This is a genomic window from Microcoleus sp. T3_A4, from assembly GCF_036700465.1.
In the GTDB taxonomy this organism is placed as follows: domain Bacteria; phylum Cyanobacteriota; class Cyanobacteriia; order Cyanobacteriales; family Microcoleaceae; genus Microcoleus.
This window is the reverse complement of sequence record NZ_JAUBOY010000035.1, coordinates 1-24579: the sequence shown is the minus strand read 5'-3', so window position 1 is coordinate 24579 and position 24579 is coordinate 1. Positions and strand designations below refer to the sequence as shown.

General features: G+C 46.2%; 14 protein-coding genes and 2 pseudogenes. 11 read left to right on the top strand and 5 right to left on the bottom strand.

The window, feature by feature from the left end; all coding sequences use genetic code 11:
* The first annotated feature begins 105 nt into the window (after positions 1-105).
* Positions 106-1149: an L-histidine N(alpha)-methyltransferase gene (egtD, locus tag QUA07_RS19975; protein WP_333328290.1), complete on the top strand. Its 1044-nt coding sequence runs from the start codon at positions 106-108 to the stop codon at positions 1147-1149.
* 218 nt (positions 1150-1367) lie between these two features.
* Here egtD and QUA07_RS19970 read toward each other — a convergent pair whose 3' ends face one another.
* On the bottom strand, positions 1368-1979 hold the full coding sequence (locus QUA07_RS19970; RefSeq protein ID WP_333328287.1) for a hypothetical protein: 612 nt from the start codon (positions 1977-1979) through the stop codon (positions 1368-1370).
* Between the two features lie 409 nt (positions 1980-2388).
* Positions 2389-2700, bottom strand: a complete 312-nt coding sequence (locus tag QUA07_RS19965; protein ID WP_333082386.1) for an RNA-binding protein — start codon at positions 2698-2700, stop codon at positions 2389-2391.
* Positions 2701-3642: 942 nt separating this feature from the next.
* Here QUA07_RS19965 and QUA07_RS19960 point away from each other — a divergent pair.
* From QUA07_RS19960 to QUA07_RS30095, 3 genes and pseudogenes are all read left to right on the top strand, one after another.
* Positions 3643-4452, top strand: a complete 810-nt coding sequence (locus tag QUA07_RS19960) for an SDR family NAD(P)-dependent oxidoreductase (RefSeq protein ID WP_333328284.1) — start codon at positions 3643-3645, stop codon at positions 4450-4452.
* Positions 4453-4671: 219 nt separating this feature from the next.
* Positions 4672-5508 carry an MBL fold metallo-hydrolase gene (locus QUA07_RS19955; RefSeq protein ID WP_333328281.1) on the top strand — a complete coding sequence of 279 codons (837 nt, stop codon included), beginning with the start codon at positions 4672-4674 and terminating at the stop codon, positions 5506-5508.
* Positions 5509-5632: 124 nt separating this feature from the next.
* Positions 5633-5773: pseudogene (locus QUA07_RS30095) on the top strand (3,4-dihydroxy-2-butanone-4-phosphate synthase); the annotation flags it as partial.
* A gap of 186 nt (positions 5774-5959) precedes the next feature.
* Here the strand turns inward: QUA07_RS30095 and QUA07_RS19945 are convergent.
* From QUA07_RS19945 to QUA07_RS19935, 3 genes and pseudogenes are all read right to left on the bottom strand, one after another.
* On the bottom strand, positions 5960-8116 hold the full coding sequence (locus QUA07_RS19945; protein ID WP_333328275.1) for a caspase family protein: 2157 nt from the start codon (positions 8114-8116) through the stop codon (positions 5960-5962).
* A gap of 118 nt (positions 8117-8234) precedes the next feature.
* A complete protein-coding gene (locus tag QUA07_RS19940) occupies positions 8235-12347 on the bottom strand; it encodes an nSTAND1 domain-containing NTPase (RefSeq protein WP_333328272.1) in 4113 nt (1370 codons plus the stop codon).
* A gap of 63 nt (positions 12348-12410) precedes the next feature.
* Positions 12411-12892: pseudogene (locus tag QUA07_RS19935) on the bottom strand (DNA-methyltransferase).
* 242 nt (positions 12893-13134) lie between these two features.
* Here QUA07_RS19935 and ribBA point away from each other — a divergent pair.
* The 7 genes from ribBA (at position 13135) to QUA07_RS19900 (ending at position 24488) form a co-directional block, all read left to right on the top strand.
* Positions 13135-14826 carry a bifunctional 3,4-dihydroxy-2-butanone-4-phosphate synthase/GTP cyclohydrolase II gene (ribBA, locus tag QUA07_RS19930; protein WP_333328269.1) on the top strand — a complete coding sequence of 564 codons (1692 nt, stop codon included), beginning with the start codon at positions 13135-13137 and terminating at the stop codon, positions 14824-14826.
* Between the two features lie 392 nt (positions 14827-15218).
* Positions 15219-15674: an HAD domain-containing protein gene (locus QUA07_RS19925; RefSeq protein ID WP_333328266.1), complete on the top strand. Its 456-nt coding sequence runs from the start codon at positions 15219-15221 to the stop codon at positions 15672-15674.
* Positions 15675-15722: 48 nt separating this feature from the next.
* On the top strand, positions 15723-17162 hold the full coding sequence (locus QUA07_RS19920; protein ID WP_333328263.1) for a pentapeptide repeat-containing protein: 1440 nt from the start codon (positions 15723-15725) through the stop codon (positions 17160-17162).
* Between the two features lie 98 nt (positions 17163-17260).
* The gene (locus QUA07_RS19915; RefSeq protein ID WP_333328260.1) at positions 17261-18994 is read left to right on the top strand and encodes an ATP-binding protein; all 1734 of its coding nucleotides are present in this window, start codon (positions 17261-17263) and stop codon (positions 18992-18994) included.
* Positions 18995-19872: 878 nt separating this feature from the next.
* On the top strand, positions 19873-20877 hold the full coding sequence (locus tag QUA07_RS19910) for an RNA polymerase sigma factor, RpoD/SigA family (protein WP_333216423.1): 1005 nt from the start codon (positions 19873-19875) through the stop codon (positions 20875-20877).
* A gap of 388 nt (positions 20878-21265) precedes the next feature.
* Entirely contained in the window at positions 21266-21763 is a 498-nt protein-coding gene (locus QUA07_RS19905; protein ID WP_333328256.1) for a hypothetical protein, read from the top strand.
* Positions 21764-21950: 187 nt separating this feature from the next.
* Positions 21951-24488, top strand: coding sequence for a CHASE4 domain-containing protein (locus QUA07_RS19900; protein WP_333328254.1), 2538 nt, complete (start codon positions 21951-21953; stop codon positions 24486-24488).
* The last annotated feature ends 91 nt before the right edge of the window (positions 24489-24579 follow it).

Genomic DNA, 24579 nt, shown 5'->3' with positions numbered 1-24579 from the left:
GTGAGAAAATACAGAATCCAGAGCCGCATGAAAAATCTGACTTGAGCGCGATATTTGGCAACGCGACTGCGTGCTATACCGATATGTGCATCTAAAAATTACTTTATGAAATCCCCAAGACTGTCCGATACGACAAACTCAGCCTTAACAAAGGAAAACCGGCTGCACTTAGAGCGCCTGGTGAGCGCTGCGGCACTGACACCAGCAGAAATCAATGCTGGCAGCGATGCAGTTAGCGGGTTGACTCAAACCCCCAAATTCCTGCCTCCCAAGTATTTCTACGACGATCGCGGCTCAAACCTGTTCGAGTTGATTTGCCAGTTGCCGGAATACTACCTGACACGCACTGAGACGGCTATTTTGCAGGGGTGCGCGGGGGCGATCGCCAATTTAACTGGCCCCTGCGAAATCGTCGAACTCGGCAGCGGCAGTTCCACCAAAACTCGGATTCTCCTCGATGCTTACAGTCAACTGGAATATCCCCTGCACTATTTGCCGATCGACATCAGTCCTACTATCCTAGAAAGCAGCGCTTGTCAACTGTTAGCAGATTATCCGTCGCTCCAGATTCACGGACTTGTCAGCACTTACGAATTAGCCTTAGCTAAAATTGCACCGTCGCCGTTGCCAACCCGAATGATTTGCTTTCTAGGCAGTACCCTCGGCAATCTCAACGCTCAAGAATGCGATTTATTCTTCTCGCAAATTGTCGGTGCATTGCAGCCGGGAGAGTATTTTTTGCTGGGAATTGACTTGGACAAATCTAAGGATATTTTAGAGCCTGCCTACGATGACAGTCAAGGAGTAACAGCGGCATTTAACTTGAATATGCTGCGGCATTTAAATCGAAAATATGAGGGAAATTTTGATTTAGCACAGTTCGAGCATTGGGCTTTTTACAATCAAGAGGAATGTCAAATTGAAATGCACTTAAAAAGTAAAAAAGCGCAAACAGTGCAGTTGCGTTCTCTCAATTTAACGGTTGAATTTGCAGCGGGAGAAACTATCCGCAGCGAAATATCGCGCAAGTTTAATCTCAATACTGTAAAAAAAGAACTTTCGCAGCGTGGTTTAATGCCTATGCAGGTTTGGACAGATCCAAATCAGTGGTTTGGCTTGATGCTTTGTCAGATGTCAGTTGACAGTTGACGGTTGACAGTTGACAGTTGACAGTTGACAGTTGGCAGTTGCCAATTGCCAATTGCCAATTGTTATTTGTTATTTGTTTTGAATATCTCGCAATAATTAGTAACTACTGACTACTGACTAATAACGTTCGCGAGCGGGGACAGCACTATGACTACTGACTACTGACTACTGACTACTGACTACTGACTGCTGACTACTGACTACTGACTACTGACTAATTAACAAATCGGCCGCTGTCCGGGTTTTACGGCGTGAATGTACTCACTGCCCGAGGTCGGCCATCCCCTCTTATAATAAGCTTCCTCCGGCTTCCCCCAGCCCAACTGCAACAAAATTTCTAGGAAATCCAACTTTTCCCACTTCGAGAGACTGGCCCATTCTGTGCGCTGGGCTATAGCCTCTACATCAACCGACTCGATTGATCGAAAATCCTTTCCGCTGTTAACACTTAAATACAAATCCATCCCGGCAGTTACCTGCTGCCAGAATTCCAACATAGCAATCTTAGCTGCCTTCAACGTAATCAAATCAACCGGTAGAGCTATTAATTCGTCATCCACTGCCGGATAGCGTAGAGTATTGCCTTTAACCGCAATTTCCCGCCAGACAATCCCAGAAACTTGATGTTCCCGCTGGTATTCGTGTACGGCTGCCTTAAAATTTTGATAAGCAGTGAACTTCTGTACGCCCTCAGATTTGAGAAAGCGGTCAATCACGGGGTTGCCTGTAGCAGGAGTTTCAGTCAAGTTGAGGCGCCGCCCATACAAGCAGGCTTGGCGCTCTTCTTCGAGGATTTTAATGAGTTCCGCCGTGCTGTAGACCTTGGACATCTTTATTCAGGCAAAATCAAGATATTGGCTGATATTCGGCTGGTTTTCTCGACTAATCTTCGGTAAAGATAGTTTTGCTGTTCTAGGCAATATTCAGTTTTGCCGTTATTCTAGCTTTTCTTGCTGCTTAATTCTAGTTTGATAGTTTACAGGCGTCGAGCCGCGAAATCCCGACAGCCTCTTAAAAAAAGCAGTTAAGAGGGTACTGAATCACGAACTAGAGTGGGAACTGCACCGCGGGCGTATCTCGCGGGATTTTTCGCCAAAAACAAAGCCCCCTCCAAGGAGGGGGCAAAACTGATTTAGAGGTTTGGGAGTTTTATTGGATGGGTCGATCGAACAACCCGAAAAAAAAGCAGCATTCGCACCTGCCGTCAACTACCAAAACTCAAATTTTCAGTCTCAAAGCTTAGTAGCGTCGAGAAGAGCGATCTTTGTCGCCCCAGCCGCCGCCGCCACCCGATGAGCGTTTGTTGTCTTCGCGAGGTTTGGCTTTGTTGACTTTCAAGTCACGGCCCATCCACTCAGCACCGTCTAAAGCTGCGATGGCTGCTGCTTCTTCTGCCTCGCTTGCCATTTCCACAAAAGCAAAACCCCGCATCCTGCCTGTTTCCCGGTCCATTGGCACTTGGACGCGGCTTACAGTACCGTACTCGGCAAATACTTCGTTGAGGTCATCTGATGTTACCTCATATGAAAGATTACCCACGTAAATCGACATAAAATCTCCAGAATCATTAGGGTGCAGAGACTTAGATTCGGAGAGACGCTTGTAAATAAACACCAACAAACTACGCAACCGAATTTAATTCTTGGAAAACCACTATAACATGAAGCCAGCAGAATCAGCAATTGGCTGTCATAATTTTCAATGTTGGGTGCCGAGCGCGCAATCGGCAACCGAAAGTATTCTTGATAAATGACATCTTACACTCTTGGCATCCTCCGCTTGGTTTCTTGCTGCGCGATCGACCTGATATCTGAGATTTTTTGTCGCTGTTACCAGATTGATTGGGTCTGATTGAGACCAGTGCCTGAGATTCAGTTATAACTGACATCCGGCACTGTTCTCCTTGGACAAGCCTCCTGCCCGTTCCACCAGAGATAAATGTTTTTAGCCCAGGATTAATCTTCCGAGTCAATCTCCCATCTTCCATCTCCCGTCTCTCATCGCATCCGATTTAGCGCCCGATAATGGCGGCTCCCCAATAATTATCAAAAGAGTTATTAGCCATATCTACGCGCATTTTATACTTAGATAGCAATCCTCGCATCATTTGTGAATTTCTTACTCGCTCCCCGATCTCGCGGGGAGGGTTGGGGTGGGGTAAAAATTTTACGACTCCTGCAAGGATTGCTATCTAAGTATAATTATTTCTTTAATATTTCCATTTTATTCATTTTTTAAGGCTTTATGTAGTTTCTCTATTTGCTCTTTCTCTAAGATGATTCTCGGCTGTGATTTTTACACTAATTGCATGAAGTTTGTTTTCGATTCTACCGTATTTAAATGCCTAAAAGTTTATGTCCTGGGAAAGATGCGATCGCACTCCTACCTCCCTAGCATTGTAAAAGTTGAACGTCCACAGTCCACAAAGATTGTCTAGTACAGACAGAAGCAAGCCTAGACAAAAGAGCGTGGAGCAGTTACAGAGGATTTTAAATGGTTATAAACAGTTCGTTGACCCGGCCCTTGGCTGTCGTGACGGGTGCCTCTAACGGTATCGGCTACGAACTCGCCAAACAGTTCGCTCAAAACGGCTTCGATCTCCTAGTCACCGCCACCGGAGCGAGCATCAATGAAGCGGCTCAAGCCTTTGAGGGGCTCGGTGCCAAAGTCGATACAGTGCAGGCAGACCTCGCTACCTACGACGGTGTTGAGACGCTCTACAACCAGATAAAAGCGACTAATCGGCCAGTGGATGCGATCGCAATTAATGCCGGTGTCGGCGTCGGGGGCGACTTTGCCCGCGAGACAGACTTGAAGGACGAACTAAATCTGATTAACCTCAACGTTGTCTCGTCTGTGCATTTGGCTAAACGGGTAGTTAAGGATATGGTCGATCGAGGCCAAGGTCGGATTCTATTCACTTCGTCGATTGCCGCCCTAATGCCGGGGCCATTCGAGGCAGTCTATGCAGCATCTAAAGCATTTATACACTCCTTCTCAGAAGGGCTGCGTAACGAGTTAAAGGACACAGGCGTCACCGTTACCGCGCTGATGCCAGGGCCGACGGATACCAACTTCTTCCATCGGGCGGGAATGGACGACACGAAGGCGGGCGCAGACAAGAAAGACGACCCGGCCGAAGTTGCCAAGCAGGGCTTCGAGGCGCTGATGGCGGGTAAGGACGACATTATCGCCGGTTCACTCAAGACAAAGATTCTCGCCAGCGCAAGCAAAGTTTTACCTGATACCGTTAATGCCGAAATGCACCGCCAGCTTACTGAACCGGGTTCTGCTAACAAATAATTCACGCCCGTCTTACTATTCTTATGTGCAGATTTAAAGAAAGTAAACATCGCAGATAATGGCCTGATTGCAGCCGATAAAAGCGTGTTTACTTCTCCCAGTATTGGCGATTTAGCAAAGTTTTCTCAGGCGTTCATCGAGGGCATTATGCAGCATCGGCCTTGGATGCGAACTGAGGAATAAATGGTTCCCGCCTAAGTAATTTAGTGCAGCACATTTATGCAAATTCATCATCTCAATTGTGGCTGTATGTGTCCCATTGGAGGGGCGCTTTTCGATGGCTTCAGTCGCGGCTTGACGGCTAACCTCGTCTGCCACTGTCTGCTTGTTGAAACGAATCAGGGACTGGTTCTGATTGATACCGGCTTCGGATTGCGGGATATTCAGTCCCCTTACTCCCGGCTCAGCCCGTTTTTCGTTTATTTTAATAACATCCAGTTCGATCGCAAGTACACGGCAATCCATCAAATTGAACAGCTAGGATTTTCACCAAGCGATGTGCGCCATATTGTGCTAACCCACCTCGACTTCGATCATGCCGGTGGTCTAGAGGATTTCCCGGAAGCAACGGTACACGTCATGCAGGCTGAAATCGATGCCGCACAGGATCGGCACGGTTTCATCACAAAAAGGCGCTATCGTCCGGGGCAGTGGGATGAAGTCAAACGCTGGAAATACTATTCGGCGGGTGGCGAACCTTGGTTCGGTTTTGAAGCAGTCCGCGACCTCGACGGGTTGCCGCCGGAGATTTTGCTAATCCCGTTGGTGGGCCACACGCGCGGTCATGCTGGCATTGCCATTGATACACCCGATGGCTGGCTTCTGCACGCAGGTGATGCCTATTTCTACCGACACGAGATGGATGCCGCTAACCGACGCTGCACGCCCGGTCTGCGCGCCTACCAATGGATGATGGAGGTCGATCGCAAGGCTAGGTTGCTCAATCAAGGTCGGCTGCACGCATTATCGGTGCAGCATAGTAAAGATGTGCGCGTGTTTTGCAGTCACGATGCTATTGAGTTAAAAGCCTTCGTTGACGAGTCTAGGAACTCTTAAAACTAGAAATTTCATCCTTCGTTCGGAATTGCTTTTGCCCGATCGCGAATTGACAAATAACCTAAATTCAGCCACAATTCTCCTCGATCGATCGTTACCCGGTAAACCTCCCCTATCCACTGCAACCGTCAGCATCGATGCAGTCAACGGCGTCAGTACCGGCATCTCGGTCGAAGACCGCGCCCGCACCATCCAAGTAGCCATCCACCCGGACACCAATCCTCAAGACTTGCGCCGTCCCGGTCACATTTTTCCCCTGCGGGCGATCGGACTCATCACCATGTGCCAGTTGCGTAAGTCTTGTTTAACTTTTTATGTTGAAAAAGGATTGAGATTAGGATGAGGCTAATCTTTTCCACGAATAACAAGTTTTTGACTTACAACCGCAGATAAACACAAATGACCGCAGATGGATATAGGCTTTGGGAGCATTCTTAAAAAATTATCTAAATCAAACCACACTCTTTTTCACCACCACTTCCACCTTTTCTGTCGTCCATTCCTCACTCGCATCAGTGACAACCGTAATCTTTCGTTGAGGGTTATTTTCATCCACAACCGCCGCCAATAATTGTTCTAAGGCATTCTTAGGTTCTGGATGCTCAACCCCTTTCCGAGATTGGTCTAATGCTGGTAATTCCAAAAAATTAAAATTTGTTCCATCCACCGTTGCAAATAATTTAATGATATATACTCCTTCTTGATAATTTTCTGGCAGTCCAAGTTTAATGCTAGTTCCTTTATGTTGTCCGAGATTTACAGGTTCATAAGTAATACGTTCAGGATAGAATTTGATAATACTGAAATCTGGCTGAAGTATCAAAACCGCAATATTTAATGTGCCATTATATTCATGGTAAATTCGCACGAAAAACTGTTCCTCTTCTTCCAATATAGGAACATTATCTCCCGTATTAAAAGGGATAAATTTTCGTTTTTCTGATTTACCCAATTCAACCTTAAGTTTACCATTTAAGGTTGCAAAAGCATCCTCATTATCCAAAGCCAAAATACTCTCATATCTGGCCACATGGATTAATCGATTAATTAGCTTTTCTTCTGCTTTAGGCTCATCAACTTTGATCGGAAAAAGAAGATTTTTGAGCTGTTGTTTTTGAGCATCTAAAATTAGATATTCCCCTGCTGGATTTAGAGAAACAAAATAATCTACATTTTCATCTTTTTCTGTTTCAGAGCATAATTCTATCCAGAGATGACCGTCAACTTTATTTTTTTCTGTTTCGAGCCTAGCCGGAACGAATGCCACATCTACACCCGGAAATTGCGGTAACGGGTCAGGCAAAATAACCCGAACTTTGCGAATTTGTTTCAAGCCTGGGGTTAAATATACAGCAGGTGAACCTATTTCAATCATTCCTTCTTCTAATTTATGATGGATGGTTCTGAAAACGAATTGCTCTGTTAATTTTGCCCAACAGTCAGATGCTCCCAATTCTACTACTTTAACCCTCGCAATACGGTTGTCGCTATCCTTAAAATCCCTCGTTCTGAATTTAAAAATCTCGAATTCTGCTCCTTCTTTAATACCGCTAGCTTCACCGATTTGCAATTGAAGTTGGTTTTTGGGAATATCTACTTGCATCACGGGCACAGTGCGGGTAGTGCGGGTAACGGGTACGCTACGCAGAAGGGATGCGCCAGGAGTGAAGGAGGCAGATTGACCGCCAAAAAATGTGCGCTCAGTCTCGCCAATCAACATTGGGGTTTGTCGTCCAAAGTCATTGTTAACTTGAATAGAAATTTTATTGAACAGATCCTCTACAGAAATTTCTGTGCCGTATTGCCGCAAAGCTTTTAATAAAAAATAAGTCAAAGCACCGTTGCGTTCCGTTCCTTCAAAAACCTTTTCATAAGCAAATTCATGATCCCGACAAGCTGCGATTAAGGTATAACCTTTCGGTTCGGGTAACAAACCATTGACAACCGTAATATTGCGGCTATTTTCTGTTGCTGTTTGCCAATTTTTGGCTAATTCCTGAAGCGATGCGACTAAACTATCCGTAGGTCGAGGAGTGGTGTCAATAAACCCTTCCCCGCGAATCCGGTCATCTCCGCTCATTTCTCTCGTTGCACCACCGGAATGACAGCTATCGAGTACGAGGGTGACAACCAACTCTTTTTCCACCATTTCTTCCAGCAATTTAGCAAATTCTATATCGCGCAAATAGCGGGAATTTGGTTGACCGATATCTGTGGGAACTAAGGCTTCATCTAATGCACCAAAACCTTTGAGGCTTTCAAAAATCGTTTTCGCCCGTCCGCCGTGACCAGAGTAGTGAATATAGACTTGATCTTGCGGTTGGGCTTTGGCTGTTAGTTCCTTGAATTTGGCAACAATATTTTCATACGTGGGTAAAAGTTCCGGGGGTTCTTGGGGTTGATTTGGATTCTCGGAAGCAGTGGCAGTGAGTTTAATGATTTGGTCGGGGGTGAGGTTAAAAGTGGTTTTTAAATAGGTTTCGACATGGTTAATATCTTGAACACATCCCCGCAAGTTTTTGTAGTAGTTACCTTCTGGTAAGCGATGGGGGAAATAGAAATTGATACCGATGAGGAGGGCGTAGAAGTTGGGGGTTTGATTTGTCATGGTTGATGCTGGGTAAGGGGTTTTAGAAAGGTTTGATTTTTATCTGAGGTTGAGGTGGGAGTTTTTATGCAGTTTTTGAGATTAACTTGTTATTTTAAACAAACTTTCTGGCAAAAGCCTATTGATTTGTGGGAATACCATCACACAGGTGCCTGTCGCTATCGCTAACATTGGGACTGCTTTCTAAATAGCCACGTACCCAGTCACAACCACGCTTGACTAAATCATCAAAATCGAAATTCCATAAAATTATTGTCTTGTCATAGCTGGTGGAAGCCAAAGTCTTGCCATCTGGACTCCAGGCGACGCTATTGACCAAATCGTTATGGCCGGCAAGGGTGGCAATCGGTTTTTGGCTTTGCAAGTTCCACAGTTTGATGGTCTTGTCACCGCTGGCGGAAGCCAAAGTCTTGCCATCTGGACTCCAGGCGACGCTACTGACCCCAATTCTGCTGAGGCTACGGACCCCATTGCTATGGCCGGCAAGGGTGGCAATCGGTTTTTGGCTTTGCAAGTTCCACAGTTTGATGGTCTCGTCATCGCTGCTGGCGGAAACCAAAGTCTTGCCATCTGGACTCCAGGCCACGCTCCTGAGCCCAAAGCTGAGGCTAATGAGCCCACTACTGACGCTATTGACCAAATCGTTATGGCCGGCAAGGGTGGCAATCGGTTTTTGGCTTTGCAAGTTCCACAGTTTGATGGTCTTGTCAAGGCTGGCGGAAGCCAAAGTCTTGCCATCTGAACTAAAGGCGACGCTACGGACCCCATTGCTATGGCCGGCAAGGGTGGCAATCGGTTTTTGGCTTTGCAAGTTCCACAGTTTGATGGTCTTGTCATCGCTGGCGGAAGCCAAAGTCTTGCCATCTGGACTCCAGGCGACGCTATGGACCAAACTGCTATGACCGGTAAGGGTGGCAATCGGTTTTTGGCTTTGCAAGTTCCACAGTTTGATGGTCTTGTCAATGCTTGCGGAAGCCAAAGTCTTGCCATCTGGACTCCAGGCGACGCTAAAAACCGAATCGCTATGGCCGGCAAGGGTGGCAATCGGTTTTTGGCTTTGCAAGTTCCACAGTTTGATGGTCTTGTCATCGCTGGCGGAAGCCAAAGTCTTGCCATCTGGACTAAAGGCGACGCTACAGGCCCCATTGCTGAAGCTAATGCCCTCACTGCTGAGGCTAATGGCCCCATTGCTATGGCCGGCAAGGGTGGCAATCGGTTTTTGGCTTTGCAAGTTCCACAGTTTGATGGTCTTGTCAATGCTTGCGGAAGCTAAAGTCTTGCCATCTGAACTAAATGCGACGCTATTGACCGACTCGCTATGGCCGGCAAGGGTAGCAATCGGTTTTTGGCTTTGCAAGTTCCACAGTTTGATGGTCTTGTCACCGCTGGCGGAAGCCAAAGTCTTGCCATCTGGACTCCAGGCGACGCTATTGACCAAACTGCTATGACCGGCAAGGGTAGCAATTGGTTTTTGGCTTTGCAAGTTCCACAGTTTGATGGTCTTGTCATCGCTGGCGGAAGCCAAAGTCTTGCCATCTGGACTCCAGGCGACGCTAGTGACCCCATTGCTATGGCCGGCAAGGGTGGCAATCGGTTTTTGGCTTTGCAAGTTCCACAGTTTGATGGTGTTGTCATCGCTGCTGGCGGAAGCCAAAGTCTTGCCATCTGGACTAAAGGCGACGCTACGGACCCCATTGCTGAACCTAATGACCCCATTGCTAAAGACCCGATGGCTAGGGACCCCATTGCTATGGCCGGCAAGGGTGGCAATCGGTTTTTGGCTTTGCAAGTTCCACAGTTTAATGGTCTTGTCATCGCTGGCGGAAGCCAAAGTCTTGCCATCTGGACTCCAGGCGACGCTATTGACAAAACTGCTATGGCCGGCAAGGGTGGCAATCGGTTTTTGGCTTTGCAAGTTCCACAGTTTGATGGTCTTGTCATCGTTGGCGGAAGCCAAAGTCTTGCCATCTGGACTCCAGGCGACGCTAAAAACCGAATCGCTATGGCCTTCTAAACGGTGTTCGTTCACTCCATAAACTGCTTGTCGCAAAGCAGTCAAAACTTGCATTGAAGGTTGAGCTTTTGTGCGTTTAATTGGTATGGCTCCTCGTAAACTTGCTATAAGTGCCTCGAACTCTTGATTTTTATTAAAAAGTTCGTTTGAATACTGACTGAGAGCATCACTTTGACCTAACTGAACTCTTTGTACTTGCCACCACTGCCAATTAGCAAAAATAGCCAAACTAGAAACAACGATAAAAGCACCAGACACTCCAAAAGTAGTAAATTGCCGCCTACGTTTTTGCATCCGAACGCTAACCTGAATAAAATCTCGTTCCTCCTGCGTCATTTCACCGGCGCGTTTACGCAACCACTCTGCTGCCACATTTAACGGTACACCTCGCAACAACGCCCCAGAGTCATGATTGTTATTTTTCCACTCCCGCAGGGCCACTTTCAGCCGTTCTTGCCAAGTCCGAAAATCACGGTTGGCATTGACCCACTCACGCAGTGTTCCCCATTCCCGAATCAGTGCTTCATGCACCACTTCTACCGTATCTTGCGGTTCTTGCCGGCCAGTTACCACCAAACGCGCTTGATATCCCGCTAAATAACTAACCAAATTCCAGTTATCTTCCCCCACTTCCGCACGAGTAGCAATGCGTCTGGTATCCTCCGTTCCTTCCCCTGGACGCACTAATTGCACAAAGATTCGCTGTGTCTGCTTTTTCTCGGTTTCACTTAGTTTTTGATAAATTTGCTCGGCATGATTAGCAATTGCTTTTTTTACCCCACCAATTTCTTCGTAAGCTTGGTGAGTTAACTCTCGGTTGATTTGCTTTTCCCACAAACGAGTCAGGGCAAATTCTAATAAAGGTAAATTTCCCGGTTCTTCCCCCACATCATCAAGAATGCGTTGGGTTAATTGAGCCTCTAACTGTACTGCCAATTTTTGAGCAGGCAATTCAATGGCTTGTTGTAATTCCTCCCGTTTCATGGAACTAAGCAATTGTGGTGTAAATTCCTGCAAAGCATCCCGAAACGGACGATAGGAAAGCACATAAGCGTAAAAGTCAGCGCGTAAAGTCAAAACTAATGTAATATTTTGTTGAGCAATCGCCGTTAGCAACTCATTCACAAAACGTTCCTGTTCTTCTTTCACCCGACAAAGGGTGTACAGTTCCTCAAATTGATCGGCAACTAACAACAACCTTTTACCTGGGTTACGCTCTAAAATGCGAGATACAACTTGCTGTAAAGTGATTCTCCCATTTTGTAAATCGCCGGCTAGTCCTACCGCTTCCCGGAATTTTTGAGTTTCACCAGCTTCTGGTTCTAATTGCCGCACTAAGGCAGAAGCCAAAGGCAAAAACGGTTCTTGTCCGGGACGAAATGATTCAATTAACCAATTTCCTTCTTTTCGCAATTTGGGAATTAAGCCGGCATACACCACAGAAGATTTACCACTTCCACTTGGCCCAACGACAGCTACTAAGGGTTGTGTCTGAGTGACTTCTACTAAATTATTTACAAATTTTTCTTGTCCAAAAAAGAAATTTGCATCTTCTTCACTAAATGCAGACAATCCTTGGTAAGGGTTAGGCGGGATAACTTCTTCAAAATTAATTAAAATCTCATCAATGGCAGAATCAGTTAACTTTTTCCTCTTAAAAAAAACAGGAGTTTCATGCTCTAGGAAACTCCTCATCTGCGAACGACCTAATTCATAGGCTTCTTCAACTTCACATCCTGCGAAAATCCCATCATAAAATGCCACCGCAAAGGCAAGTGCTGCTCTATCTCCCACGGCTCTATTCATGCCAACTACATACTTAACGTATTGGCTAATTGCATCAGCTTGTACTTCCGAATAACAAGCATTGAGAATTACGCACTCTACCCCTTTTTTGGAAAATATTTTAAACATACTAGCGAGGGCATTTGTCTGCACCAGCGCCATTTTTCCCGTATCATCTTCTAGGACAATTCCATCTTCTCCCGCACCATGCCCGCAAAAGTGAACAGTGTGCGGTTGATAATCTAAAATAGCCCGGTAAAAGTCACGGGAACGCACTGCCCATTTTTGTTCTAATTTATACTGTTCTCGTTTGTTTGCCCTTCGCAATCCTTCGTCAATTTCCCGGATTTCGTGATCCAATCGCAAGGGAACCGTATTTTTGGGATTAGCTGCCAGAATCAGAATTGTTTTGACCGGGGCGTTATTACTCATAAGACAAACGAATGATAGGATAATTTTTTAATAGCCTATACGGTTCTCCCGAGTTTTAGGTGATTATAAAAATAAAACTTCCCGTGGTACAGGCCCGAAAGCCTGCGCGAGCGAGACGCTCACACTACCGTTTCCACCACAAACCCAGAATAGCCCTTCATCCAAATTAAATGTATACTTGTATTGATTTTTTACATACCAGAGAAACTTTTCATTGCGGGGTGAAAAGAACTTGCTGCCCGCAACTCCCGCGCCGTAGTTCCAGACAACTTCTTGAATTAGATAAAAAGGCACTTTGTCCCAAAGCAGATAGGAAATCGGAATTGCTTTTGCCCGATCGCGAATTGACAAATAACCTAAATTCAGCCAAAATGCTCCTCGATCGTTACCCGGTAAACCTCTGCTATCCACTGCTCGCACCAGTTTAAATACTCATCTAACACCAAGGATTTTTCGTACTCTTTGCCGATGTTATAAGGCGGGCTGGTAACGGTTAAATCTACAAATTGATCGGGCAGCAGCTTCAATCCTTCCAAGCAATCCATGTTATAAATTAAGCAATTAGGAGCTTGAAAGTACGGTTTACCTAAAATATTCGCGATATCAGTCAAGCTCATGAAATATTGGGGAGATATTTTGTTGACAAAGTGTAAAATTTATAGTAAGTGAGTTTAGAAATATTGTCAAACTCATCTGGATTGGCCGATCGCCCTGTGGGAAACAAAAGGTTACAATCACAAATACATTCTATTTCCATAACATTACTGTTTATAGCTTGAACTTCTCTGTGCCCAATAACAACACCTCAACTCAATCCTTTCAATTTGACTCGATCGACAGCGCCCTCGCAGACCTCAAAGCAGGTCGCATCGTGGTAGTAGTCGATGACGAAAATCGCGAAAACGAAGGCGACGTGATTTGTGCCGCCCAATTCGCCACCCCCGACAACATCAATTTCATGGCCGTGAACGCGCGCGGTTTGATTTGTCTGGCCTTGAGCGGCGAAAGGCTCGATCGCCTGGAACTGCCCCTCATGGTCAGCAAAAACACTGACAACAACCAAACAGCCTTCACCGTCAGCATCGATGCAGTCAACGGCGTCAGTACCGGTATCTCCGCCGAAGACAGAGCCCGCACCATCCAAGTAGCCATCCACCCTGACACCAAACCTCAAGACTTGCGGCGTCCCGGTCACATTTTCCCCCTGCGGGCGATCGACGGTGGCGTCCTCAAACGCGCCGGCCACACCGAGGCCTCGGTTGACCTCGCCAGACTCGCTGGCCTGTATCCCAGTGGCGTCATCTGCGAAATTCAAAACCCCGACGGTTCGATGGCGAGGTTGCCGGAATTAATCGAGTACGCTAAACTCCACAACCTCAAAATAATCAGTATTGCCGACTTAATTAGCTACCGACTCAAGCACGATCGATTTGTCCGCCGCGAAACCGTCGCCAAATTGCCCACTCAATTCGGCGATTTTATGATTTACGCCTACCGCGACACCCAAGACAATTCAGAACACGTTGCTATTGTCAAGGGCGACCCGGCAGAATTTAAAGATAAACCCGTGATGGTGCGGGTGCATTCCGAATGCCTGACCGGCGATGCTTTGGGTTCCCTGCGCTGCGACTGCCGGATGCAACTGCAAGCGGCACTGAAAATGATCGAAAATGTCGGTTCTGGCGTCATAGTTTACTTGCGCCAAGAAGGTCGGGGTATTGGATTGGTAAATAAACTAAAAGCTTACTCGCTGCAAGATTTGGGATTGGATACGGTAGAAGCCAACGAACGGTTGGGATTTCCCGCCGACTTGCGGAACTACGGCGTCGGAGCACAAATGCTCAACGATTTGGGAGTAAAAAAAATTCGGTTGATTACCAACAACCCGCGCAAGATTGCGGGTTTGAAAGGTTACGGGATTGAAGTAGCCGATCGCGTCCCCTTACTAATTGAAGCCACAGATTACAACTCGATCTATTTGGCAACAAAAGCCGAAAAACTCGGTCATATGCTCCTGCAAACTTATTTAGTAACAGTGGCGATTCAGTGGAACGAAAAAGGAGAAGGAAAAGAGGAAGATTCTGCCATTCAAAATCGGTACGAACACCTCGAAAAACTGCGGCATTTGGCGGCTAGCCAGCACTTGCTGCTGCAAGAAGAAGCGCGACCGGTGGGAATAGCCCTTTTCGGAGAAGGCTCCCTCATCGTTCACCTGGGCTTCGATCAAGCCGGACTCGCAGCCCCCGACTGGTACTCGGATCTAAACCATCCTTACGTCAGGGCGATCGGTCAAATTCTCGGCGAAATCAGCATTGAGCCGAATTTGCAAACATTAGAATTCATGGTTTCCTCCGGTGGAGATCCGCTCAAAACCCTGCAAGTCCAGCTCGATCGCCAGACATTCCTGTTGTCGGAATTAACCGGAATTTGCGATCGGCTCGAACCTCAAAAAATCTACAGTTTTGCTCCTCTTGCCTGAAGGCAGAAGGTAGAACCCTTCCCCCCTACCCCAGCAGGGGGGAAGGCAGAAGCCAAGAAAAACTGTGAATTTCAGAATAATACTTGTTGATACCGGCATCTTCCTTTCGTCAGAAAGCAGCCACCCATAAAAACAGTGAATAACAATGTTGATTGCAGTCTAATATTATGTCGGGTCGATTACCCGAAATCAGGTAGGGGCGGGTAAACCTGCCAATATCTGCCAATAATGGACAATCTCAAAAACCCGCCGGACCGACATATTGTGGTCAATTGATCGGACATGATATAACAAGCCGATGTAGCGAACAATTGAGAGAGCATCGTCAATGCACATTGATATTATTAAGCAGTATTAATAGTCATTAAATCATTCAAGAGGCTTTTTAGTTAATGTTAATTTTTTTAGACATTGATGGTGTACTTATTCCTGACAGAAGACATGAAACATCGCGCTTGCCAACCGATATAATGAAATTTAATTCAGGTTGCCTTAATCACTTTGAAAATGTCCTTCGTTCCTCTCCTAATGCGCGAGTAGTAATTTCATCTTCCTGGCGTGAAATATTCCCCTTCGAGGTAATACCGCCATTATTTTCACCAGATATCGCTATCCGTATTATCGGATTCACCCCTTTTCTAAGCCCCAAAAATATTCATCAACACAAATATTTACGACACCAGGAAGTTCTTGAGTATCTTCGACAAAATCAAGCAGAAAACTCACCTTGGGTAGCCATTGACGATATTCCAGAACACTATCCGCCAGATGCGCCAGTTGTGGCTATTGATGATTACAATGGTTTTGACCAGAACTCAGCAAAGATACTTTCAGAATATCTAACTTGATTTCAAAGGTTAGGAAAAAAGTATCCGAATAGAGAGGGTAAATTTGACATGGAAATGAACGTTGGTGACTTTCTGCACCGACTCGATCTCAGGGGACAAGCACTTAAAGGCACCAACCTTGGCGGTGCGGAACTCCGGGGAGCCAACCTCCGAGGCACGGATCTCCGAGAAACTAACCTCAGCGGCGCTATGCTCAGGTATGCAGACCTGATTGAAGCCGACCTCACCGGCGCCAATCTCAGCGGGGCGGATTTAGCTGAATCATTTCTTAATTTAGCTAACCTCACTAGAGCTAATTTGACTGGTGCTGTCCTCCGAGAAGCTAATCTCGTAGGAGCCGAATTCACGGGCGCCAACCTCAAACAAGCAAGTTTGATCAAGGCTAATTTAGTAGGAGCAAATCTCCACGAAGCCAACTTAACCAGAGCCAACCTTAGCGGGGCGGATTTACGCGGTTCTCAGTTGAGCGGCGCCATTTTAGACAAGGCCGTATACAACAACCGGACTATCTTTCCCGAAGATATTGATCCGGGTGCAATGGGAGCATTTTTGCTAGCTCCCAATGCTTCTCTCCCTGGCTTAAATCTGGCTATGGTAGATTTGACCGAAGCGGATTTAAAAGGAGCCGATTTGCGGCGGACAAACTTATACCAAGCTATTTTATTTGGCGCAAAACTCGATCGGGCAAACTTAGCAGGAGCCAACCTCAGCGGAGCGGACTTGAGGGAAGCCAGTTTGAACGCCACGATTTTAGAAAAAGCTGTTTACAGCAACAAGACTTTGTTTTCCGAAGGCATTGACCCCGCTCTGGGCGGAGCTTATTTAATTGCTCCCAATGTATCGCTGCAAGGGGTAAATTTAACCGGAGCCGACTTAAACGGGTCAGATTTAAGCGGAGCTAATTTGAGCGCTTCTAACTTAACTTCGGTCAATCTCAAAAATGTAGACCTCAGCAGAGCTAGCTTAAAAAAAGCTTACCTCAAAGGTGCAAACTTGGAGGGAACTGATTTAAGAGGAGCCGATTTAAGCGGCGCAATTTTACACCAAGTAAACTTGAGTTCTGCTGACCTCCGGGGTGTAGACTTAACAAGGGCTGACCTCAGCGGCGCTAATTTAAGGGATGCCGATTTGAGGGAGACAGATTTCACCGGAGCTACTTTGCTGTTCGCTAACTTGAGCGGGTCTGACTTGAGAGGTGTAGACTTGACAAAAGCTGACCTCAGTGGCGCTAAGTTAAACGAAGCTGATCTCCGAAAAGCAGATTTGATGAGAGTAAATTTGGAGGGAGCAGATTTAACTGAGGCCGACTTGAGCGATGCTCATTTATTCCGAGTTAATCTCAGAGGTGCTAACCTGAAAGGTACTAACCTCAAAGGCGCAAGTTTAAAAGGGGTATTTTTGACTGACGCTTATTTGAGCGAAACGGATTTGACAGATCTAGATCTGAGTCCAAGTTTTTTTGAATTGCCGCTAGAATCGGAATGGTAATTAGTTGACTGTTAACAATCAAAAATCTACAATCAAAACTCGCCCCGCGAAAATTGCTCGATTATTAACAATCGAAAATCTAAAATCTAAAATCTAAAATGGATCGACCGTTAGGCTCTGTTATTCAAGGTTCCCTGAGCAAGGGATTAGAAGTGCGACTGCACGCCGATGTTTCGGTGGAAGATATGAGGGTGGGGAAATTTCTAGTAGTGCGGGGGGTGCGATCGCACTTTTTCTGTATGCTCACCGACGTGTCTCTCGGAACTTCTAGCGCTCGCATTTTATCGAATCCTCCCAATCCCGACGACGATTTTCTGCTCGCAGTGCTAGCCGGTAGCAGCACCTACGGTACGATCGAACTGTCGCCGATGTTGATGTTGACTGCTGAGAAAGAAAAACAGCAGGCAATTTTCGACCCGACGAAAAACGGCGGAGTTCGCGAGAATAAGTTGGCGTTAGGAAATTTGGCTTCTTTTGAGTCACAAACGGGCGCGGATATTGAGTTGCTGCCGGTCAAAACTATTCCCAGCCACTTTTCCCAGGTGTTTGATGCCAAAGAAACGGATTTTCGGGCAGTTTTTGGCTGGGAAGATGACCCGTATCGCCGCAATTTTGCGATCGGCAAACCGATTGACATGGACGTTGCTGTGTGCTTGGATTTAGACCGATTTGTGGAACGCAGCAACGGAGTTTTTGGCAAGTCGGGAACGGGAAAATCTTTCCTGACGCGCTTGCTTCTATCGGGAATTATTCGCAAGCAAGCTGCTGTCAACCTAATTTTTGATATGCACTCGGAGTACGGGTGGGAAGCTGTTTCGGAAGGGAAACAGTTCAGCACCGTTAAAGGTTTGCGGCAGTTGTTTCCCGATAAAATGCAGATTTATACCCTCGATCCAGAATCGACCAAACGCCGGGGAGTCCGCGACGCTCAAGAGTTGTTTTTAAGTTTCGATCAAATTGAAGTGGAAGATATCGCGCTGGTGCAGCGCGAGTTAAATTTGTCGGAAGCTAGTATCGAAAATGCAATTATTTTGCGAAATGAGTTGGGCAGTGGTTGGATCAACAAGTTGCTGGAAATGACCAACGAAGATATCCAAATGTTTTGCGAAGAAAAACGGGGAAATAAGTCTTCAATTATGGCTTTGCAGCGAAAGTTAGAGCGATTAAACGATTTGAAATACATTCGGAAACGCTGTCCAAAAAATTATGTAACTGAAGTTTTGCAGTGTTTAGATGGTGGAAAAAATGTAGTAATTGAGTTCGGTTCCCACTCGGATTTGCTGTCCTATATGTTGGCGGCAAATGTGATTACTCGCCGCATTCACCAAGCTTACGTGCGGAAAGCTGAGAAGTTTTTGCAGAGCAAAAATCCGTGCGATCGCCCGCAGCCATTGGTGATTACCATAGAGGAAGCTCACCGCTTTCTCGATCCGGCGATCGTGCGATCGACTATTTTCGGTACGATCGCCAGAGAAATGCGAAAATACTTTGTCACCCTGCTGATTGTAGACCAGCGTCCTTCTGGCATCGACGCCGAAGTCATGTCGCAAGTCGGAACACGCATCACAGCCTTGCTAAACGATGATAAAGACATCGATGCTATTTTTACCGGCGTTTCGGGAGGGCAGAGTTTGCGATCGGTTTTGGCAAAACTCGACTCCAAACAGCAAGCATTAGTTTTGGGGCACGCTGTACCGATGCCCGTAGTCGTGCAAACTCGCCCCTATGACGAGCAATTCTACAGAGAAATTGGGGATATTGACTGGCAAGAAATGCCCGATGAACAAGTATTTGCCGAGGCAGAAGCTGCTAAAATGGATTTGGGATTTTAGATGGACAACTGCTAGATTCATTACAGAACTTAGGCAAATGTTACTGTAAATTAATCCTTGCAAAAAATTGGCGATCGCTGGCAATGACAGAAATATCAGATTTTTGCCTCAGTTATAAACGAAAAAGTGCGATCGAACGTCCAAAAAATTAGGCCCCAGCTTTGAGTCAGAAGCTCTTCCCCTTTCACCCCCTCACCCCTCATCCCTAACTGCCCAAAATTTGCATAAGGTTAAACATGATGGAGATCATGGAGCCTCGCAGCACAATGAAAGTCAAACAGGGCAACAGCCAGCCTTTATACACCTTGTCGTTACTCGTAGCAGAATTTGCTTAGCATATTTAAAGGAAAATGTCAATAAATATTTTAAACAGTTACTCACATCTAATAGGGCGATCGAGTTCGGTTATCTCGCATCCCACCATCTAGGCAGCGAGAAAATTTCAAGCGATGATGGAACAGAGAGCAAAACAAAGCCCTCGAATTGCATGAGTCTGTTTGCATGAGTATTGTGAAGTTGAGTGGCAGTTAAAACTAACAGGGAATTCAAAACCTTAAGGAAAAATGTAGAATCTTGACCTTAAGACAGAGGTTTTTACTCTTTACGATCCTCAAAATTGGGAATAATATTGAGAAAACTAAACTCTTGCTTCACTTCGCCTTGAACTAGCCGTTAAAGCTAGCGAGCTACCGAAAATCGAGGGGGATTACTGGAAAATCCAGCACAAAAGTAATCCCAAACAAAAAGCTTCTACCGATCGTCACCGATAAACAAGAGGGGAAATATCCCCCTTGTCGCAGTCTTTATCCCACTTGTAAAAGTGGGACAGGGTATCACCAACTTTTTATCTGTTGTTACAAGGAGTGCAATACTCACCCATGTCCACCACAACCCCCAAAAACAAAACAGTGAAAGCCGATCGCATGGGCAGCCGGCCATACTCCTCAACGGATACGGTTCGTACCTATCTGCACGAGATCGGTCGCGTACCCCTGCTAACCCGAGAAGAAGAAATTGTTTTCGGGAAGCAGGTGCAGCAAATGATGAAATTAATCGAAGCAAAACAAGCACTTGCTAAAGAATGGCAGCGGGATCTGACGAATCAAGAGTGGGCTGCCGAAATGGAGTTGACCGAACCTGAACTTAGCCGCATCTTACAAATAGGGCGGCGGGCCAAGCAAAAGATGATTGAAGCCAATTTGCGGCTAGTAGTGGCGATCGCCAAAAAATACCAGAAACGCAATATGGAATTCTTGGATTTAATTCAAGAAGGCACCCTCGGTTTAGAACGAGGAGTCGAAAAATTTGACCCGATGCGGGGATACAAATTTTCTACCTATGCCTACTGGTGGATTCGCCAAGCAATTACCCGCGCGATCGCCCAACACGCCCGCACGATTCGATTGCCAATTCACATCACCGAAAAACTCAACAAAATCAAAAAAGTGCAGCGGGAACTTACCCAGCAGTTGGGCCGGTCTCCCTCCCCTGCCGAAATTGCTGCCGCTTTGGAACTGCACCCTTCCCAAATTCGGGAATACCTGCTGATGGCAAGACATCCAGTTTCTTTGGACTTGCGCGTAGGAGACAACCAAGATACCGAACTGCAAGAACTCTTAGAAGACGAAACGGCATCTCCAGACAACTACATTACCTCGGAATTACTGCGGCAAGACCTCAATACTTTGATATCAGAACTTACCCCCCAGCAGCGAGATGTAATAATTTTGCGCTTCGGTTTGGAAGACGGCACAGAAATGTCTCTGGCGAAAGTCGGAGAACGGTTAAATCTCAGCCGGGAACGGGTGCGGCAGCTAGAACATCAAGCCCTTGCCCACCTGCGGCGCCGCCAATCTCAAGTCCGAGAATACTTGGCTAGTTAGTCACTAAAAAAGTTGAGATTTCCCAAAATCTCAACTTTTTTTTCGTGTTGGCGCTGCTGGGAAGGATACTTTTATAGCAGTTAAAAAAAAGAATGCAACGGTAGGCCTGTTCTCCAAACCCTTATGGAATAGGTCACGCCAAATTATTCAATTCTTTAATCTAAAATTTAAAATCAAAAATGGTATTATTTGAGGGGTCGATCGCCCGATCGGGGCGGACGCAAAATTTATCAAAACTAATCTTAGATTTAACTTCAGGAACCGGGCGGGCGATCGTTCCTTTAAGTTTATAGTCAACATTAAGCCAAATACCCGGTTTCTCTACAATCTTTGTGAAACTGGTACAAGAGGCGCTTGGAACCAGCTATTTTAAATTTTGGGGTCTGGAGTGGTTTTGACTTATTTCATATTGACAGGAAGTTTAGAAGCGATCGCGATCGTGCTGGCTCTCTCGCCCGGTAACTTCAGCATCGCATTCCCCGCACGCCGGGCACACAACTCGGACATCAAATCCGGCGTTTTAAGCTCGCAATCTCCGCCAAATCCTGGGGCAGATACAGCTAGCACAGGTTTAGCAGATGGCATTTACCTCTACGGCCAGTCGAGCCAGCCAGAGGAAATTAAACAAGAATATTTTGTATTTGAAATGCGGCAGAGTAAGGTAGTCGGCGCTTTTTACCTGCCTCGGTCTGCTTTTTACTGTTTTTACGGCACGGGCGATCGAACTCAGTTAAATTTAACAGTAGTGGATAGTTACGACGGCAGTCGCTCTCCCTACTCGGTAAACCTGCAACAGTATTACCCAATTTCTACCATCAGCGAGAACGATCGGCGCATCTTGGGAATTTGCAAAGAATCTCACAAACAGCAGGTGTGGGAAAAGTAGGAAACACGCGCTGCGCCACCAGTCAATCGATTTTAGATTTTAGATTTTAGATTTTAGAATTGAAGAAAGCAACCCGACTGATACATCGGACGCCCCCGGAGCAAATTGCTTTCGGTCAGGGTTCAGGAAACAGTAGTAAAATTGCTCCTGAGTTGAGATTTCGGACGGACACCACACACATGGCAAGATGAAACTGCGTCGGAAAACACTATCGATCGTTGGCATTACCATCGCTGCATTGACTGGCATTCTGTATGTCGCCTCCTCAAGCATCCTCTTGGGCAGCCTGATCAAAGCAGAGGAACAAGAAGCCACACAGGTTGTCAAGGGAGTGCTCAGCGTGTTCGGGCAAACCGCAGATGACTTCAACTCGCGCTTTGCCGACTGGTCGTCCTGGGACGACACCTACACTTTCATCCAAAACCGCAACTCAAAATTCATTGCCTCCAATTTAATTCCAGAAGGGCTGGCTAATATAAGAGTTAATATAGCCATTTTTGTCAATACTTCTGGCAAAATAGTTTACAGTACGGGTTTCGACAGCCAAAAGCTGAAACTAACGCCTGTTCCAGAAGCATTAAAACGCCGCATTTCTCTGAGCGACCCGCTGTTGCAGCACCCCAACGCCAAAAGCAGCCTCGCTGGTATCCTGCTACTACCGTCAGGGCCAATACTGATTACTTCCCGCCCAATTCTCACGACTAAAAGCACCGGCCCGATCCGAGGTACGCTGGTATTCGGGCGCAATTTGGATGCTGCGAGCATTGCGAAGGTTTCTAAAATTACTCGCTTGCCACTCATTGTACACAGCGTTAATGAGGCTCAGTTGCCTGCAGACTTCGAGAAAGCACGGGAGAAACTGTCGGAAAAAAAACCGATTTTTGTGCGTCCTTTAAGCGAAGAGTCGATCGCGGGTTACACTTTGATCCGGGATATTTACAACCAACCTGCGCTGCTATTGCGGGTGGATATCCCCAGAGAAATATATCGGCAAGGTCAAATTAGTTTACTGTACCTGCTGGGGTCTGTAGCGCTAGCGGGAGTTGGGTTGGTCGGCTGCACTCTGCTGCTGCTAGAGGGTCTGGTGCTGTCTCGGTTGAGCGGTTTGGCGAAAGCAGTCAACCACGTCAGCAGCAGCCAAGACCTCTCGGTGCGACTACCTGTGACGGGTGAAGATGAGTTGTCCGACCTTGCCCATACTATCAACGGAATGTTGAGTGCGATCGCCCAAGCCGAAAGCGAACAACTTGAGGAAAAAGCCCGCTACCGAGCTGTCGTGGAGCAAGCTACAGATTGCATTTTCCTGTGGGACGCTCAAACCAAACGTCTTTTGGAAGCCAATACAGCGTTTACAGACTTGCTCGATTACAGTCTTGATGCGATTTCGCAACTGACTATTTACGATATCATCGCTTACTCTAAAGACCTAATTGACAACAATATCGAGTTGCTGCTGACGGACAAACAATTCAGGATTGGCGAAGTTCTCTACCGCCGCCGAGACGGTTCCTGCGTGGATGTAGAAGTGAGCGGGAGCGTGATTTCCTACGGAGGCCGCGAGATTATTTGCACTGTTGTCCGCGACATTACCGAGCGCAAGCAAGCAGAAGCCGAACTGCGAGCCTCGGAAGAACGCTACAGACTTTTGTTTAAAAATAACCCCCATCCGATGTGGGTTTACGATTTAGAAACTCAGGAATTTATAGCCGTCAATCAAGCTGCTATCGAACACTACGGCTACACTCGCGACGAATTTCTCAACATGACCGTTGCGGACATTCGTCCCTCCCAAGAGCTGCCGAAATTGCTAGAAAATATATCCCCAGTAGATGCTGGTATTGAGTTTGCAGGTGTGTGGCAGCACCTGAAAAAAGACGGAACAATTATTGATGTAGAAATTACTTCTTATGCCATGCTATTTGATAGCAGAAATGCTGAATTAGTGCTTGCTCACGACGTGACCGACCGCTTGCAAGCGGAGGCCGAACTCTACAAGGCCAAGGAAGCAGCAGAAGCAGCTAGTTTGGCTAAAAGTCAGTTTTTGGCTAACATGAGCCACGAACTACGAACTCCTCTGAATGCGATTATCGGTTACAGCGAGATTCTGCAAGAAGAGGCTTTAGATTTGGGCGCAGAAAATTTTGTGTCTGATTTAGAGAGAATTCACAATTCAGGCCAGCTTTTACTAACCTTAATTAATGATATTCTGGACTTGTCGAAGATTGAAGCCGGTCACGCGGAAGTGGAATTAGAAACTTTTGACGTGTCGGAGGTCGTTCAAGATGTAGCTAGAACTGTTGAACCGCTATTTTTGCGAAACACAAATCGCCTGAATGTGGAGTGTCCTAATAATATTGGCGAATTGTATTCCGATCAAATTAAGCTTACTCAAATTTTGTTTAATTTGCTCAGCAATGCAGCTAAGTTCACTCATAAAGGAACAATTATACTCAGCGTTGAAAGAATTAAAAATGACGAGAATAGTTGGGATTCTGAACAGTTAATTTTTAATTGTAGTGATACTGGGATTGGGATGACTCCTGAACAGCTACAAAAGTTATTTCAACCTTTTACGCAAGCTGATGCTTCGACTACCCGCAAGTACGGAGGTACGGGCTTGGGTTTGGCAATAGCGCAGAAATACTCTCAGATGCTGGGGGGAGAAATTACTGTGGCTAGCGAGTTTGGCAAGGGGTCAACTTTTACCTTAACCTTACCAGCATAGCTCTCTTTTAAATTTTACAGCAGATTCCATGTATATATGATACAGTTTATTTAGTATATAAGCTAAAAAAATGAAACCTTATTCGATTGAG

Excerpts from the sequence above, each read along its gene's own strand:
- QUA07_RS19925 (WP_333328266.1), top strand. The coding sequence starts at position 15,219 with ATGTTAATTTTTTTAGACATTGATGGTGTACTTATTCCTGACAGAAGA.
- QUA07_RS19920 (WP_333328263.1), top strand. The coding sequence starts at position 15,723 with ATGGAAATGAACGTTGGTGACTTTCTGCACCGACTCGATCTCAGGGGA.
- QUA07_RS19945 (WP_333328275.1), bottom strand. The coding sequence starts at position 8,116 with ATGACAAATCAAACCCCCAACTTCTACGCCCTCCTCATCGGTATCAAT.
- QUA07_RS19915 (WP_333328260.1), top strand. The coding sequence starts at position 17,261 with ATGGATCGACCGTTAGGCTCTGTTATTCAAGGTTCCCTGAGCAAGGGA.
- QUA07_RS19955 (WP_333328281.1), top strand. The coding sequence starts at position 4,672 with ATGCAAATTCATCATCTCAATTGTGGCTGTATGTGTCCCATTGGAGGG.
- egtD (WP_333328290.1), top strand. The coding sequence starts at position 106 with ATGAAATCCCCAAGACTGTCCGATACGACAAACTCAGCCTTAACAAAG.
- QUA07_RS19965 (WP_333082386.1), bottom strand. The coding sequence starts at position 2,700 with ATGTCGATTTACGTGGGTAATCTTTCATATGAGGTAACATCAGATGAC.
- QUA07_RS19900 (WP_333328254.1), top strand. The coding sequence starts at position 21,951 with ATGAAACTGCGTCGGAAAACACTATCGATCGTTGGCATTACCATCGCT.
- QUA07_RS19960 (WP_333328284.1), top strand. The coding sequence starts at position 3,643 with ATGGTTATAAACAGTTCGTTGACCCGGCCCTTGGCTGTCGTGACGGGT.
- QUA07_RS19940 (WP_333328272.1), bottom strand. The coding sequence starts at position 12,347 with ATGAGTAATAACGCCCCGGTCAAAACAATTCTGATTCTGGCAGCTAAT.
- QUA07_RS19910 (WP_333216423.1), top strand. The coding sequence starts at position 19,873 with ATGTCCACCACAACCCCCAAAAACAAAACAGTGAAAGCCGATCGCATG.
- QUA07_RS19970 (WP_333328287.1), bottom strand. The coding sequence starts at position 1,979 with ATGTCCAAGGTCTACAGCACGGCGGAACTCATTAAAATCCTCGAAGAA.